The organism is Streptomyces mutabilis, assembly GCF_046628145.1.
GTDB lineage: Bacteria > Actinomycetota > Actinomycetes > Streptomycetales > Streptomycetaceae > Streptomyces > Streptomyces mutabilis.
Map to the genome: position 1 here is coordinate 1 of NZ_CP176874.1, position 14,069 is coordinate 14,069.

A 14,069-nucleotide genomic window follows, 5' to 3' on the forward strand; every position below is an offset into this window, starting at 1 on the left:
GCCACCAGCGGCATCGGCTACATGATGGAGCTCGCGCGGACGTACGGGCAGACCGACGTGATCATCGTCGGCCTGGTCGTGTACGGCCTGCTCGGCCTCGTCTCCGACGCCCTGGTACGACTCGTGGAGAGGAGGACCCTGACATGGCGACGCACACTGGCGGGCTGACGAGGACCGAGGAGCGCACGACGGTCCGGATCGAGAACCTGGTGCGTTCCTTCGGACAGCGCCGGGTGCTTGACGGGCTGGACCTGTCCATCGCGCCGGGCGAGTTCGTCGCCCTGCTCGGACGCAGCGGGTCCGGCAAGAGCACGCTGCTGCGGGCGCTGGCCCGGCTCGACCACGAGGTGGCGGGCAGCGGGGAGCTGACGGCCCCGGACCATGTGTCCGTCGTCTTCCAGGACGCGCGGCTGCTGCCCTGGAAGCGTCTGCTCGACAACGTGGTCCTGGGCCTGGGCGGGCCGTCGGCGCAGGAGCGCGGCAGGGCGGCCCTCGCCGAGGTCGGACTCGCCGGCCGGGAGCGGGCCTGGCCCGTCGAACTGTCCGGGGGCGAGCAGCAGCGCGTGTCGCTGGCCCGCTCCCTGGTGCGTGAGCCGCAACTACTGCTCGCCGACGAGCCGTTCGGCGCGCTGGACGCGCTCACCCGGATCAGGATGCACGCGTTGCTGCGGCGTCTGTGCGAGCGGCACCGGCCCGCCGTGCTCCTCGTCACGCACGACGTGCACGAGGCCATCGCGCTCGCGGACCGGGTCGTGGTGCTGGACCGCGGCCGGATCTCCGCCGATCTTCCCGTGGACATCCCGACACCGCGCCGCGGGGGCAGCGCCGAGTACGCGGCCCTGCGCGGACGACTGCTCGCCGGGCTCGGACTGGATCTCGTCGAGGAGGACAACGCGGCATGAGCGCCCGCAAGCTGCACCTGAACCTGTTCGTCTACCCGGGCGGCCACCACGAGGCCGCCTGGCGCCACCACGGTACCGATCCCACCCGGCTGCTGGACATCGGCTTCTACCAGGACCTCGCCCGCAGCGCCGAACGGGCCGCCTTCGACGCGGTGTTCTTCGCGGACGGACCGTCGCTGGCCGACAACGTGCGCTACGCCAGCCGGTTCCGGCTGGAGCCGTTCACCTGTCTGTCGGCCGTCGCCGCGGCCACCGAGCGCATCGGCCTGATCGCCACGGCGTCCACCACCTACACCGAGCCGTACAACCTGGCCCGTCTCTTCGCCTCGCTGGACCATCTCAGCCGGGGCCGGGCGGGCTGGAACATCGTGACGACGGGCGCCCCGCAGGCCGCCGCCAACTTCGGTCTCGACGCGCACCCGGTGCACGCGGAGCGTTACGACCGCGCACGGGAGTTCGTGGACGTCGTGACGAGGCTGTGGGACAGCTGGGAGGACGAGGCGCTGGTCGCCGACCAGAAGTCCGGGTTGTTCGCCGACACCGACCGCATCCACGAGATCGACCATGCCGGCCGCCATCTGAAGGTGCGCGGGCCGCTGAACCTGCCCCGCTCCCCGCAGGGCCGCCCGGTCTACGTACAGGCCGGGTCCTCAGAAGACGGCCGTGCCTTCGCCGCCGCGTACGCCGAGGCGGTTTTCACGGCGCACCAGACGCTGCGCAGCGGGCAGGAGTTCTACGCCGACGTCAAGGCACGGGCCGCGGCGCTCGGCCGGGATCCGCGCCAGGTGGTCGTCCTGCCCGGCATCAGCCCTTTCATCGGCTCGACGGAGGCGGAGGCACGCGCGCTGCACCAGGAGTTCAACGAACTCACCCAGCCCGAGTACTCGCTCCACCTGCTCCAGCGGCTTCTGGGACTGGAGCTGAGCGCCGACGAGCTCGACGGTCCCGTGCCACGGTCCCTGATCGAGACCCGGGGCGAACGCGGCAACGGCAGTCGCTTCCAGCTCGTGCTGGACATCATCGACCGTGAACAGCCCACGGTCCGGCAGCTCCTGCACCGCCTCGCGGGTGCCCGCGGCCACCGCGTGGTGGCCGGTACGCCGGAGCAGATCGCCGACGAGATCCAGGAGTGGTTCGAGCACGGGGCGGCCGACGGCTTCAACATCATGCCGCCCTGGCTCACCGGTGGATTCGACCTCTTCGCCGAGCACGTGGTGCCCATCCTGCGGGCACGCGGCCTGTTCCGCACCGCCTACACCGGCGCCACGTTGCGCGAGCACTACGGGCTGCCGCGTCCCGCCGCCGCCCCCGTCCCGTCGAAGGAGATAGCGTGACCGTGTCCGGACCCCGTCCCACCCGCCGGGGGTTCGTCGCCCTCGGCGCGGCCGCCCTGCTGTCGGCGTCCGTCGCCGTCCCGCGGGCCGTCGCCGCCGACCGCCGCTCGGCGGTGCTCACCTGGTACGACGCCACGGCGGATGCCGTGGCGGCGGCCGGAGCCGCCACCCAGGTCACCAACAGCCGTACGTGGGCGATCGCGTGGCTCGCCGCGGCCCGCGCCGCCCGCGACGTGCCCAGAGGTGTCGACCGCGCCGCCTACCAGGAGGCCGCGCTCGTCGCGGCCGTTCACTACGCGCTCGTGGAGCTGGTCCCCGGCCGGGCCGGGCAGCTCGACGCCACGTTCCGGCAGAGCGTCGACCGTATTCCGGACGGCGAGGCCCGGAGCCTCGGCGTCGCGGCGGGCCGGCGCGAGGCCGTCGACGTCCTCGACCGGCGCCGGCACGACGGGCTCGACCCCGCCTCAGTCAACGCCCCCTACCCCGTCCCGGCGCCCCGGCCGGGCATCTGGCAGCCGACACCCCCGGCGTACGCCCCGGCGACCCAGTACGGCAATCGCCTCGCCGTGCCCTTCCTGCTCAGGACGCCGGACCAGTTCCGGCCGGGTCCGCCGCCCGCGCTGGACTCCGGTCGCTATGCCGCGGACCTGGCGGAGGTACGCGCCTACGGTGCCGTGGACAGCAAGGCGCGCAGCCCGCACCAGACGGAGACGGCCACCTTCTGGCTGGGATCCTCCCTCACGCTGTACACCGAGCCGCTGCGGGTGGCGCTCTCCCGGTCTCCCGCCGGGACCGCCGAACTGGCGCGTCAGGTCGCCCTGTTCCACGTGGCGCTGGTGGACACGCAGATCGCCACGTCCGACGGCAAGTACGCCTACGAGCGGTGGCGCCTGGTCACCGCGATCCGCACCGGGGCCATCGACCCCGACCCAGGCTGGACACCGCTGCACACCACGCCCGCGCACCCCGACCACCCGAGCGGGCACAACACCTACTCGGGGGCGGCGGAGGCCGTGCTCACGGCGTTCTTCGGTCCGGGCACCGCCCCGTTCGAACTGACCAGTCCGACCGCTCCGGGGGTGACCCGCACGTACACGAGCTGGAGGCGGCTCTCGGACGAGAACGTGGAGGCGCGCGTCCTGTCGGGCATCCACACCAGGTCGGCCGACGAGGCCGGCATCACGCTGGGCAGGCGGGTGGCCTGGTACGCGCTGGAGCACGCCGGGGAGCTGTTCGGCTCGCGGTGAGTGCGCCGGACGGCTGCGGGGGTGCGGGACAGCGGTCCCGCGCCCCCGTCCGCTCGGACCCGCTCCAGCGCCGTGCGCAGGGCGGGCGGTGTGGCGGCGGCCCAGGCCTGCGGTGAGCACGCGTGCGGGTACGGGACCGGTCCGGTGGTCGCGTCGCGGTCGTAGCCGGCGACGACCTCGGGCAGCCGGTGGCCGTGGCGGGCCGCCGCGACGAGGCCCTCGATGACGGTGCGCACCTCGTCGGCGAGACCGTGCCGGGCCGGTCCGAGGGCGATGACGGCGTTGTCGTGGGGCCATGCGCTGCCCCGGTGGTAGGACAACGGGTGGTACGGCCGTTGTCCGGCCGCCAGGGTCCGGATCGCCCAGCCCGAGAAGAAGTCGGGCTCCAGCAGCCGCCGGCCCACCCGGCGGGCGCGGGCCGGATCGAGGATCCCCGACCAGAACAGGTGCCCGGCGTCCGACGCCAGGGCGTCCACCTGACGCCCCGCCCCGTCCAGCGCGAGGGTGGGGAAGCCGGCCTCCGGCATCCAGAAGTCGGTGAGGAACCGCTCGCGCAGCCGGTCGGCGGCTTCGCGCAGGCGCCGTGCGTACGGCTCGTCCCGCCGTACCCCGCGGGCGAGTTCAGCCGTGCGCACGAGGGCGTCGTAGGCGTAGCCCTGTGCTTCCGACACCGCGACGGGGCCCTGGGCCCGGGTGCCGTCGCGGAAGCAGAGGGCACCCGCGAAGTCCTTCCATTTCAGGTTGACCAGTCCGCCCGGGTCCGGGGTGTACGACGTACCCGTGCTCCTCGAGACCGCCCTCGGTGAGCATCCAGTCCACGGCCCGCCGTGCGTGCGGCTCCAACCATTCCGCCAGGGAGGCTTCGCGGCAGGTCTCGTAGTGGGCGTGGAGCAGTACCAAAAGGAGGGGCGTGGCGTCGAAGGCGCCGTAGTACCGGCCGTACGGGACCTGCCGGACGTGGGCGAGTTCGCCGTGCGGGGTCTCGTGGACGATGCGTCCGGGCTGCTCCCCGCTGTAGGTGTCCTGGCGCTGACCCCTGGGTGGCGGCGAGCGCGCTGAGGACGGCGGTCGCGGTCTCCGGCCGGTACGGCAGCAGGAAGTACGACGTCAGCAGGGAGTCGCGGCCGAACAGGGTGAGGAACCACGGGATGCCGGCGGCGGGTATGCGCACCTCCTCGCCGTCGACGCCGGTGACCGGGATGGTCAGCAGGTCGACGTCGGCGAGGCCGCGCTCGCAGGCACGGGTCAGGTCGTCCGTTCGGCGAGGCCGCGCTCGCAGGCACGGGTCAGGTCGTCCGTTCCGCCCGCCGCCGTGGGGTTTCGCCTGTGCGGCTGCCGTTGGGCGGGGGTGGTGAGCGGGTGGCGGGTGGGCGAGGTGCTGGTGACCGTCGTCACCCTGCTCAACCCCGGCGTGCTGATGATCGCCGGCGAGCTCTCCAGAGTCCCCTTCCTGACCGGCGTGCGCGAGTTGCTCTACCAGCGCGCCATGCCGCGTGCCACCGCTAATCACCAGGTCGTGACCTCGCGGCTGGGCGACCACTCCGGGCTCATCGGAGCCGCCGCCATGGTCGTGGAGTCCCTCTGCTCCCCCACCCGCGCCGACGCCCGGCTCGCACGGTGACAGCCTGGCCGCTCGCCCCACAGACAGGATCACCGTGACCACTGCCTCCCCCGCCCCGTGGACCCACCGGCCCGTCGAGGCCGGGCTCGTGGGCGCCGGCCCCTGGGCCAGGGCCATGCACGCCCGCGTCCTCGCCGCCGGGCCCGAGACCCGGCTCGCCGCGGTCTGGGCCCGCCGTCCGTAGGCCGCCCGGCAGACCGCCGCTCCCCACGCCGCCCACGTCGCCGCCGGCTTCGAGGAGCTGCTGGACCACCGCGAGGCCGTGGCCCTCGCCGTTCCCCCCGTCCGTCCAGGCCGAGTTGGCGCCGCTGGCGGCGAAGCGGGGCAAGGCCCGAGCTGCTGGAGAAACCCCTCGGCCCCGACCTGCCCGCGGCCCGCCGGGTGGCCGACGCGATCGCCGAGGCCGGGGGCGTCTCCCAGCTCGTCCTCACCATTCGCTATCACCCCGCCACCCGTGCCTTCCTCCAGGCGGCGCGCGGCCTCGACGTCCGTGGCGCCCGCGCCTGCTACCTCCACGGCGCCTTCGTAGCATCCGAGTTCGCCACCGGCTGGCGCCTCGAGCACGGTGCCCTGCTCGACCTCGGTCCCCATCTGCTCGACCTGCTGGACGCGGCGATCGTCTCTAACAACGGCATCCGCGGCACGGGCGACGCGCGCCGCTGGTTCGAGCTGACCTGCGAGCACGAGAACGGCTCGGTGAGCCAGGCGACCCTGTCCGGCTCGGTCGCCGTCCCGCGCACGCTCGCCCGTGTCGAGCTGTTCGGCCCCGCGCTCCCCCTGGTCCACGACACGACCGGCATCGACCACGAGGAGTGCTGGCCCGTCCTGCGCCGCGAGTTCGCGACCGCCGTCCGCACCAACGCGCCGAGTTCCATCGACGCCGGACGAGGGCTGTATCTGCAGACCCTGCTGGAGCGGGCTGCACACCACTTAACATTTCGTGCTCATGACAGGTTTGTTGACAGGCCCTCAACTCCCTTGTACCGCCCCGGCGGACGGCCGACGCTTGTCCACGACCGGGAGCGGAACGCAACGCTCCCGGTCGTGTGCGCGATCACGCGCACACCCCCCACAGACGCGCGCCCCACCCGGGCGCGCGCCGCCCGGAGGAGGACTCCCTCGTCATGGCACGACTGCGGAGCAAGAGAATCCGGTTCGCCGCGCTGGCCGGCGTGGCAGCCGCCGCCCTCACCGGCGGGCTCACCGCCGTTCCCGCCCAGGCCGCTCCCGCGGAGGGCACCGTCCTCGCCGCCGGTTCGCCGACGGCGGTCAAGGACAGCTACATCGTGACGCTCAAGAAGAGCACCGGCCTCAAGGCGTCCTCGGCCGCTGGCAAGGACCTCGTCGAGGACTACGGCGGCACGGTGAAGAAGACGTTCCGGAGCGCCCTGAACGGCTACACCGCCACCCTCTCCGCCACCGAGGCCAGGCGCCTCGCCACCGACCCGGCCGTGGCCTCCGTCGAGCAGGACCAGCGCGTCCGCCTCGCCGACACCACGCAGGCGAACGCCCCTTGGGGCCTGGACCGCATCGACCAGACGTCGCTGCCGCTCTCCGGCACCTACACCTACCCGGACAGTGCGGGCAGCGGGGTGACCGCGTACGTCATCGACACCGGTGTACGCATCACCCACCAGCAGATCAGTGGCCGTGCCTCCTACGGCTACGACGCTGTCGACGGCGACACCACCGCCTCCGACGGCAACGGCCACGGCACCCATGTGGCCACCACGATCGCGGGCACGACCTACGGCGCCGCCAAGAAGGCGAAGATCGTGGCGGTCCGGGTGCTCGACAACAACGGCTCCGGCACCACCGCCGGCGTCATCGCGGGCATCGACTGGGTCACCGCCAACCACTCGGGCCCCTCGGTCGCCAACCTGTCGCTCGGAGGCGGGGCGTCCACCACCCTGGACACCGCCGTGCGCAACTCCATAGCCAGCGGCGTCACCTACGCCGTGGCGGCGGGCAACAGCGGTGCCAACGCCTCCTCGTACTCGCCCGCCCGGGTCACCGAGGCCATCACGGTCGGCGCCACCACCAGCACCGACGCGAAGGCCTCGTACTCGAACTACGGCTCGGTCCTCGATCTCTTCGCGCCCGGCTCCTCCATCACGGCCGGCTGGCACACCGGCGACACCGCCACGAACACCATCTCCGGTACGTCGATGGCGACCCCGCACGTCGCGGGCGCGGCCGCGGTCTACCTGGCGAACCACACATCGGCCACTCCGGCGCAGGTCGCCACGGCCCTGGTGAACGGCGCGACGGCGGGCAAGGTCACCAGCCCCGGCACCGGCTCGCCGAACCGTCTGCTGAAGATTGTGCCGTGACGTGACACCGAGCAGGCCGTCGGCCTGACAACCACGTGCCCCGGGGCACGTACGCACAGGGCCCGGCCCCGCCGCTCGCGGGACCGGGCCGGTGGACCGGGTTCTGCTCAGCTCTGGCGGGCCTTGAAACGCCGGTCCTTCTTGTTGATCACGTAGGTCACGCCCCGGCGGCGCACCACCTGTGCGCCGGGCCTGGCCTTCAGTGAGCGCAGGGAATTGCGAACCTTCATGGGATCTCCTCGCTCCGGTCCGCCGTTCAGCGTTCCTCTCGGAAGGGGACGTGCTGCCCGGCCACCGGGTCGTACGTGCGCAGGACGAGCCGGTCGGGGTCGTTGAGCCGGTTCTTGCGCGTCGCGTAGGTGACGCCTGTTCCGGCGGTCGACTTCAGCCTGACCACCGGACGTGCGGTGCTGCGTGCTATGGGTGCCCCTTCCGACCGCCGCGCGATTGCGGTTCCGACCCGCGCACGTCAGTCGCGCCACTCAACACCGTCCGCCGTCGGCGCATTCCCGGGCCCGCTACAGCAGCCCTGCCACAGCCGGGTCATCACCCGCACGCCGAAGCGCAGGCCCTCCAGCGGCCTACACCGGGACCGCTTCGCCAGTGCGCAGCAGTCCGGTGCCGTAGTCGCCGTCGTCGACATCGAGGACTCCGTCGCCCCGGCCGATTCTCATCTCCTGATCGTCCCGGATTAGCGGTTCGCGACAAGGAGGTCTGCGGGCGTTGACAGGGTGGTCCGCAGTTCGCCTGCGGCCGTTGCTCGCGCACCCGGCCGCCGGGGTGCGGGCGCGAGCCGTAGCCGGGTTGCGGGCATTGGACGGCGCGGATGCTGAGCAGATACGACAACTCCTCGACGACCCTGCCGCCGAGGTCGTCCGCGAGACCGCCACCGCCCTGCTGTCCTCGGCCAAAGGGCTGCCCGCCGACCGGCTACTGGAGCGCACTAGCGGCCGCGGCACGTCCGCGTCGGCGCCTTCCGGCTGCTCGACGCACGCGGCGGCATAGTGGCGCTACGGGCGGCGGTCGGTCTACTCAAGGACCCCGATGTGAAGCTGGCACCTGGGCCGCTCAATCAGTGCAGCGCTGACATCCGCCCCCGGACGGCCGGCGCGGCGACGCCGAGGTGGGTGAACTACTCGACCGGTCCGACACCTCTTCAGCGACCACATGCTGCGCCGGCTCAAGTGGGAAGCCGGGGTGAACAGCTGAGACTGCACCGCGGTCCAGAACTGCGCTCAGCACTCGCCGCCCGGTGGCCCTGGTAACAACACACTGCCAACGGTCGTGCTGCGGCTCGAATACGGCTTATGGCAAGTGAGGAATTACCGGTGTCTCGAAATTCGAACTCAATTGACCTGACATCCGTTAGGCCAGCGTGCAGCTCCTTGTCCCGGGTTTCCCATTCCGTGAAATGGCTCGGCGATGGCCTCTGTGACGAGTGGATGCAGCTTCTGCTCCGTCGCACCGGACTCCCGGACGTGGAGGATCTGCGCGGTGTAAGTAGGAGGTTTCGGGGTGGAGATGTGCCGCTCGCGGCCGTCTTCGGACGACCCGTTGGCCGTGTAGAGCCGAGTTGCCTTCAGATCGAATAGCGACCTTCCGGATTCCGATGGCGCCAGGCGGGGGCTTTCACGCAGTCGATCGAATCATCACCGTGAGACGAGGTGATGCTGGGGAGGGCTGGCTGTAACCCAGGTCTTCGTACCCCCACGACCGGTACAAGGCATGGACTTTCCCGTCTCCAGCAGCGCTGTTCACCATCAACGTCACGTACCGCTCGCTCCGGTCAGCGAGGAACGCATCATGGATGCGCCGCGCGACGCCGGTACCGCGCCATGCAGAGCGCACACCGATCTCCTTCAAGGCTACGGCTGCCTGCACCGTGTACTTCTCGCTGGGCGCCGGGTGCGTGCGCTGCCAGTAGCGGTCCCCGTCCTCGATCCGATTGCCGTAGACGTACCCCACCGGGTGCTGCCCCTCGTACGCGAGCACGGCTTGGAAGCCGGGTTCAGCAGCATGCCGGTCCAGCCGCTCGCCAAAGGAGCTGACCGCATAGTTCGCCAGGTGAAGCAGTGGCGCCCGTACCTCGGCGTAGACGTCGAGCAGATCACCGCGGACGGTGTCCAGCTCGGTGAAGGTGCGCAGTTCGATGGCTGGTGCCGACGTCATGGGTGAGTCCTCCAGGCGGCCGTGTGCTCGCTCCAGGTGATCGCGCTGCTGCTGCCGGGTGCCATGGCGCGGAGAGCAGCACCAAACTCTTGCAGCATGCGGGATACACGGGGATGTTGGGTAGCGGCCTCCGCTTTCACTGTCATGGCGGTGTCAGTGGCGGTGTCGACGTCACCCTGTGCGAGTTGTGCCTGTGCGAGACGGCTGGTGGTGATGGCGCGGGAGCGCTCCATGTATGGACGGAGGGCGGCGAGGCACCTGTGGGCGTGGTACTCGGCGGTGGCCCAGTCGCCGGCAGCCAGGTAGGCGGACAGGGCGAGGGAGTGCAGTTCGGCTTCGTCATAGAAGGCCAGAAGCCATACCGGGCGAGAGGCGACTGGGTCTGCACGGTCCATCGCCTCGCGTGCGTGATCGAACGTGCGCGGCAGGTTCCGCTGCTCATGGGCGGCCCCCTGGATGGCCATGTGCCGTGCCAGACCCAGGGAAGCGAACATCGGGTCGCGGCGGGTGACGTGCAGGTTGCGGGCGACGTCGTTGGCGGCGCGGGCATCTGCGGGGCGCCCCATGTGCCGGTACAGCGTGCCCGCGTGGGACCAGATTCGGAACTTGATGGCCTGGTCACCTGAGAGTTCGGCGAGGGCTTGCGCCTCTCTCATGTGGGTGACTGCGTCCTTGAAGCGGCGTCCGTCGATCGCCGCCCACATCGCCGATGACCGGAAACTGGCGGCGGTGGCGTAGAGACTGCTGCGTACGCGCTGCGTCGCGCTTCCTGAGTTCTGAAGGTTGAGGGCTGTATCGGCGAGGCCTGCGGCTCGTTGCTCGATGTCGCGCTGTCCTCCGCGTTTGTGGTCGCTGGCGATGACAGCGGAGAACTTTTCCTGCAGGCGTGCGACATCGCTCATGCCGACCTTGCGGGTTGAGACAGCGCCTGGAGCGGCTGCAGCAACAGCTATCGAGACGGTTCCTGTCACGAGGGTGCGGCGGTGCATGGGGTCCTCCTGCGGTACGGCTGTCCGTGAGTTACGGCTCCGTGGCACGAACCCTAAGTCGACGGGAGACCTTCCGGAGAGGTCGGCCAGGACTTTCCGAGTTGCCGTGTTTGGCCAGCGGACGCGACCGGCACGCCACTCCCGGATATGTCGACCGTCGTAGGTGCCAGGTTTCCCGGTGAGTGCTTCCAAGCCTGCGTTCACCGCTTTGGCCAGGCTGTTGGCGCTGTACTTGTGCTCCCTCATCCACGCCTCAAGAGCCTCGTTACGCGTGGTTTCCATGAACGCAGGGTAGCCCGCTGAGCACGTATCGCGAGGTAAAGGAGTCACCAAGACCCCCTATGGGGCTCACTGTGTTGACGGCTCGATCCCCTAACCAGACTCCTGAAGCCAGGAGTTACCTATTCCACGTAGTGCCGGACGGAAGCCGGCTACTGCATGGAGGAAAGCCCCGATCTCGACCGTCATGGTCTGACCGGGCGCCCCGCGCCGGAGGGAAGACCTCATGAAGGTGACCACCACGAAATCGACTGCAATCGCCACGCCTGGTCACATCGCACCATGTGACGCCGCGCATATGAGTCGTGCAGCAGCGGTCCCATCGTTCGACGCCGTCATACTCGCCGAGGCGCGCCGGATCGAGCACGCGCGGCGCATCGCCAGGGCCTGGCTCAGCTGGCAGTGCGGCATGACGAAGCCACGTACGGACGCACTGGAGATCATCGTCTCGGAGCTGTGCACCAACGCGGTGTGCCACGGGGGCGCACCTGTGTTCGGCCTGCGGGGAGTCGTCCCTGCGGAGGGCCACGTGCGATTAGAAGTGCGCGACGGTACGCCCTGTGCGGCACCGAGTCCGCAGTGCCCGGGCCTGCTGGAGGAGCGCGGCCGCGGCCTGTTCCTTGTCGACGCCCTGGTGGACGAACTCAGCGGAACCTGGGGCTTCTGTGACAACGGAGCCGTCGCCTGGTGCCTCGTTCCTGTGCAGGGAGAGGGCCAGTGACCTCCATGGTTCTCAGCCATCTTGACAACTACTCCGGCACGCAGTGCGGGGCAGGCCCGTTGGAACCCGCCCGTCTTCCCGACTGCGCGGCGGTGGAGATGGTCCTGACCGCCTTGCGGGCTTGGAGCCCTTACGACGGTGATACGTGGCTGGACGACGTCGCCGATGCTCTCGACCCGGTACCACGGACCGGAGAGCGCGCGGACGAACTGGCGGAGCGTCTGCGCGGATACCTTCGGCAACTCATCTCCTACGCCGCGAGCAGCGAGGCGAAGAGAGACGAACGTGTGACGCCGCTTCTCGTGCGCGCTCGTGAGGTGCACGGGGAAGAGCCGGCCGACGACTACTGGAGAGCCGTGGGGCAGTTGCGGAGGCTCGGATGGGCGGTGAACGAGCTGCACGACGCTCTCGTCGAACTGCACGCCGTCAAGGGTCCGGACTCCCTGAGGGAAGACCAGTGGTCCACGCCCGGGCAGGGCACGTCATGATCCGGCCGCAACGTGACCACCCGTCTCACGGAGGGCTTAGCGTGGCCGCCGAAGTGCCGCTCCGCGCGCTGCCGCTCTCCGCTGAGGTCTCGACCGGTACGCCTGTGGTGCGCAGCTTCACCACGCAGCTTCCCGGTGATTCCCGAGCTCTGGGCCTGGCGCGTGTGTGGACGCGGCGCATCGTCACCGTGCTCTGCTGGCGCGGCGACGTTCTGCAGGCTGTGGAAGCCGTCACTCGGCTCGTCGACAATGGTGTGAAGCACGGCATTCCCTGCAGTGTGCCTCCGTCCGAGCAGCAACTCGTCCTCAGCGTCGCCACCGACGAGAGTGGCTCTGTGGTCATGGACGTTGCCGACCTGAACCCGGCGTTCCCCGACTTCGACACTGCGGTGCGCGGTGAGAAGGGGCGCGGCCTGTGGCAGGTCGCGGCCCTCGGCGCCAAGGTCACCCGATTCCTGCCGCACGAAGACCGCGGCAAGACCGTGCGCGCTGTCCTCTCCCCCGAGCGCATCGATGTGTGAAGCCGTCGACCCAGCAGACAAGCCCCCCGAACCTCCTGATTCTGAGAGGACAGAGTGCGCAGCGCCTGGAAGCAACGACCCGTCTATGACCGGAACAGTCCGAGTCGCACGGGTCCTCTGGTAGTCAACTATGACCTGGACCAGCTCAAGGTCGGTGAGAACCGTGTGGTGGTGGGCCGCAAGGACGGTTTCGACCTCCACGGCCGGGACATCGCGCCGGGTGACGGCTGGAGCCGCGCACTGTACGCGCCGGAGTGCACGTGGCCGCAAGGCGCGCACTTGTGTGTCCTGGTCGAGTGGCATCCGGACCGCAGGGTCAGCTCGGACTGGGCTGCCCGGCTGGAAGCGGTGGCGAGCGGACTGCGGTCTCTGGATTACGTCGTGGAGCGCGCGGGCCGGCCGGTCGACCCGGCCCACGATCTGCACGCCAATCTCCTCGTGTACCGCATGGAGGCGGGCCAGCCTCCGCCTGACCGTCCTGACGACGCGTGGGCGCACGTGCCTGCCCCGCGGACCTACACCGGGCCGGAGACGAACCCTCTCCAGCAGATGGAGTGGTGGACGACGCAGACGAAGGCAGCCAGGCACGGCGGATGCGTGACGGTGCGGGACGTGGCGAGTGTCCTGTGGCCGCCACAGGCGGACCTGTGCGGGCTTGTGCGCTGGTGGCCCGCCCCTGGCACCTTCACCGCAGCCGTCTACGACGGTGTGCGTGAGGTGGCCTCGGTGATGCAGGACGCCGGCTACCGCGTCCGGACACAGGAGAGACCCCTGCCCGAGCGCGTGGAATCGGTCGACCTTCTCGTCTACCACGAAGCCGCCCCGAGCCCCGCCGCCTGACTTCTGCCAGCGGAGCGGCTGTCGACACGGCCCCTGGCAGAGCCCAACCCCCGGCGCGGAGGAGAAACCCCGGCTGCTCCCCTACGGCAGGCATCCTCCCCCGCGCCGGGCCCACACAGCTGCTCAGCGGCCCCGCACTGCCACGCCCCGGACCTCTGAGCAGCTACCGCGGCACCTGCACCACCCTCCCCTGAGTGGAGCAGGTGCCGCGGACCAGTCCGCGGGAGCACCCGAGGGACTTTCGGATGCCGATGGCCAGATCTCGGCTGACCTGGTCATCGACAAGATGCCCCGCCGGAACTCTCATTCTCCCGGCTCCGGCGTATCACCAGGATCCGGGGAGTTCCGGCACGACGAGCGGTTCATGACCGCCCAGAGCACCGGCACGGCATCCCTGCCGTGTCGGCGCCGCCCTTGCGGCACACACACTGCGGCTCAGTGGGAGCCGCACACACTGATGGAGGAATCAGCGCATGGAGCACGACGAGTTCGACCTCGACATCAGCGTCCTGGAGTCCGGCGACGGACAGGCCACGTTGATCAACCTCACCGACGACGGCTGCGGCAGCACCTGCTCCAGCCCGTGCGCCACCAACGTGGCCTGACAACAAGCACGCCGATGTGC

General features: G+C 70.5%; 14 protein-coding genes and 4 pseudogenes. 13 read left to right on the forward strand and 5 right to left on the reverse strand.

Going from position 1 to position 14,069, the window contains the following annotated elements; genetic code table 11:
• From ACLIN4_RS00005 to ACLIN4_RS00020, 4 genes and pseudogenes are all read left to right on the forward strand, one after another.
• A pseudogene (locus ACLIN4_RS00005) lies at nucleotides 1-168 on the forward strand (ABC transporter permease); the annotation flags it as partial.
• On the forward strand, nucleotides 144-902 hold the full coding sequence (locus ACLIN4_RS00010; RefSeq protein ID WP_411575305.1) for an ABC transporter ATP-binding protein: 759 nt from the start codon (nucleotides 144-146) through the stop codon (nucleotides 900-902). The pseudogene ACLIN4_RS00005 and the gene ACLIN4_RS00010, both read left to right, overlap by 25 nt.
• Nucleotides 899-2,236: an LLM class flavin-dependent oxidoreductase gene (locus ACLIN4_RS00015; RefSeq protein WP_411575306.1), complete on the forward strand. Its 1,338-nt coding sequence runs from the start codon at nucleotides 899-901 to the stop codon at nucleotides 2,234-2,236. Before ACLIN4_RS00010 ends, ACLIN4_RS00015 begins: the two co-directional genes overlap by 4 nt.
• Nucleotides 2,237-2,238: 2 nt before the next feature.
• A complete protein-coding gene (locus ACLIN4_RS00020; RefSeq protein ID WP_411575307.1) occupies nucleotides 2,239-3,483 on the forward strand; it encodes a vanadium-dependent haloperoxidase in 1,245 nt (414 codons plus the stop codon).
• 65 nt (nucleotides 3,484-3,548) lie between these two features.
• On the opposite strand, the pseudogene ACLIN4_RS00025 reads toward ACLIN4_RS00020, so the two are convergent.
• Nucleotides 3,549-4,750, reverse strand: a pseudogene (locus ACLIN4_RS00025) (amylo-alpha-1,6-glucosidase); the annotation flags it as partial.
• Nucleotides 4,751-4,837: 87 nt separating this feature from the next.
• Here ACLIN4_RS00025 and ACLIN4_RS00030 point away from each other — a divergent pair.
• The 3 genes and pseudogenes from ACLIN4_RS00030 to ACLIN4_RS00040 form a co-directional block, all read left to right on the forward strand.
• Nucleotides 4,838-5,104, forward strand: a pseudogene (locus ACLIN4_RS00030) (ROK family protein); the annotation flags it as partial.
• 115 nt (nucleotides 5,105-5,219) lie between these two features.
• Nucleotides 5,220-6,025, forward strand: a pseudogene (locus ACLIN4_RS00035) (Gfo/Idh/MocA family protein); the annotation flags it as partial.
• A gap of 203 nt (nucleotides 6,026-6,228) precedes the next feature.
• Complete coding sequence (locus ACLIN4_RS00040; protein WP_164285607.1) at nucleotides 6,229-7,437, forward strand: S8 family peptidase; 1,209 nt, start codon at nucleotides 6,229-6,231, stop codon at nucleotides 7,435-7,437.
• A 107-nt stretch (nucleotides 7,438-7,544) separates the two neighbouring features.
• On the opposite strand, the gene ykgO is transcribed toward ACLIN4_RS00040, so the two are convergent.
• The gene (ykgO, locus tag ACLIN4_RS00045; protein ID WP_164285605.1) at nucleotides 7,545-7,667 is read right to left on the reverse strand and encodes a type B 50S ribosomal protein L36; all 123 of its coding nucleotides are present in this window, start codon (nucleotides 7,665-7,667) and stop codon (nucleotides 7,545-7,547) included.
• A gap of 26 nt (nucleotides 7,668-7,693) precedes the next feature.
• Nucleotides 7,694-7,858, reverse strand: a complete 165-nt coding sequence (gene rpmG, locus ACLIN4_RS00050) for a 50S ribosomal protein L33 (protein ID WP_164285611.1) — start codon at nucleotides 7,856-7,858, stop codon at nucleotides 7,694-7,696.
• A 335-nt stretch (nucleotides 7,859-8,193) separates the two neighbouring features.
• On the opposite strand from rpmG, the gene ACLIN4_RS00055 reads away from it, so the two are divergent.
• Nucleotides 8,194-8,442: a hypothetical protein gene (locus ACLIN4_RS00055; RefSeq protein WP_411575308.1), complete on the forward strand. Its 249-nt coding sequence runs from the start codon at nucleotides 8,194-8,196 to the stop codon at nucleotides 8,440-8,442.
• Nucleotides 8,443-9,066: 624 nt separating this feature from the next.
• Here ACLIN4_RS00055 and ACLIN4_RS00060 read toward each other — a convergent pair.
• The gene (locus ACLIN4_RS00060) at nucleotides 9,067-9,606 is read right to left on the reverse strand and encodes a GNAT family N-acetyltransferase (RefSeq protein ID WP_164285603.1); all 540 of its coding nucleotides are present in this window, start codon (nucleotides 9,604-9,606) and stop codon (nucleotides 9,067-9,069) included.
• Nucleotides 9,603-10,877, reverse strand: coding sequence for an XRE family transcriptional regulator (locus tag ACLIN4_RS00065; protein ID WP_411575309.1), 1,275 nt, complete (start codon nucleotides 10,875-10,877; stop codon nucleotides 9,603-9,605). The genes ACLIN4_RS00060 and ACLIN4_RS00065 overlap by 4 nt, the downstream gene beginning before the upstream one ends.
• Nucleotides 10,878-11,172: 295 nt before the next feature.
• Here ACLIN4_RS00065 and ACLIN4_RS00070 point away from each other — a divergent pair, with 295 nt between their 5' ends.
• The 5 genes from ACLIN4_RS00070 (at nucleotide 11,173) to ACLIN4_RS00090 (ending at nucleotide 14,049) form a co-directional block, all read left to right on the forward strand.
• Nucleotides 11,173-11,595: an ATP-binding protein gene (locus ACLIN4_RS00070; RefSeq protein ID WP_220670448.1), complete on the forward strand. Its 423-nt coding sequence runs from the start codon at nucleotides 11,173-11,175 to the stop codon at nucleotides 11,593-11,595.
• 5 nt (nucleotides 11,596-11,600) lie between these two features.
• Entirely contained in the window at nucleotides 11,601-12,083 is a 483-nt protein-coding gene (locus tag ACLIN4_RS00075; protein ID WP_411576712.1) for a DUF6415 family natural product biosynthesis protein, read from the forward strand.
• Nucleotides 12,084-12,124: 41 nt separating this feature from the next.
• Nucleotides 12,125-12,604, forward strand: a complete 480-nt coding sequence (locus ACLIN4_RS00080; protein WP_411575310.1) for a hypothetical protein — start codon at nucleotides 12,125-12,127, stop codon at nucleotides 12,602-12,604.
• A gap of 54 nt (nucleotides 12,605-12,658) precedes the next feature.
• The gene (locus tag ACLIN4_RS00085; RefSeq protein WP_164285593.1) at nucleotides 12,659-13,444 is read left to right on the forward strand and encodes a hypothetical protein; all 786 of its coding nucleotides are present in this window, start codon (nucleotides 12,659-12,661) and stop codon (nucleotides 13,442-13,444) included.
• 473 nt (nucleotides 13,445-13,917) lie between these two features.
• On the forward strand, nucleotides 13,918-14,049 hold the full coding sequence (locus tag ACLIN4_RS00090) for an FxLD family lanthipeptide (RefSeq protein WP_079060774.1): 132 nt from the start codon (nucleotides 13,918-13,920) through the stop codon (nucleotides 14,047-14,049).
• Nucleotides 14,050-14,069 lie beyond the last annotated feature (20 nt).

Coding starts and splice junctions, on each gene's coding strand:
- ACLIN4_RS00090 (WP_079060774.1), top strand. CDS start 13,918: ATGGAGCACGACGAGTTCGACCTCGACATCAGCGTCCTGGAGTCCGGC.
- ACLIN4_RS00070 (WP_220670448.1), top strand. CDS start 11,173: ATGAGTCGTGCAGCAGCGGTCCCATCGTTCGACGCCGTCATACTCGCC.
- ykgO (WP_164285605.1), bottom strand. CDS start 7,667: ATGAAGGTTCGCAATTCCCTGCGCTCACTGAAGGCCAGGCCCGGCGCA.
- ACLIN4_RS00075 (WP_411576712.1), top strand. CDS start 11,601: ATGGTTCTCAGCCATCTTGACAACTACTCCGGCACGCAGTGCGGGGCA.
- ACLIN4_RS00010 (WP_411575305.1), top strand. CDS start 144: ATGGCGACGCACACTGGCGGGCTGACGAGGACCGAGGAGCGCACGACG.
- ACLIN4_RS00060 (WP_164285603.1), bottom strand. CDS start 9,606: ATGACGTCGGCACCAGCCATCGAACTGCGCACCTTCACCGAGCTGGAC.
- ACLIN4_RS00065 (WP_411575309.1), bottom strand. CDS start 10,877: ATGGAAACCACGCGTAACGAGGCTCTTGAGGCGTGGATGAGGGAGCAC.
- ACLIN4_RS00040 (WP_164285607.1), top strand. CDS start 6,229: ATGGCACGACTGCGGAGCAAGAGAATCCGGTTCGCCGCGCTGGCCGGC.
- ACLIN4_RS00015 (WP_411575306.1), top strand. CDS start 899: ATGAGCGCCCGCAAGCTGCACCTGAACCTGTTCGTCTACCCGGGCGGC.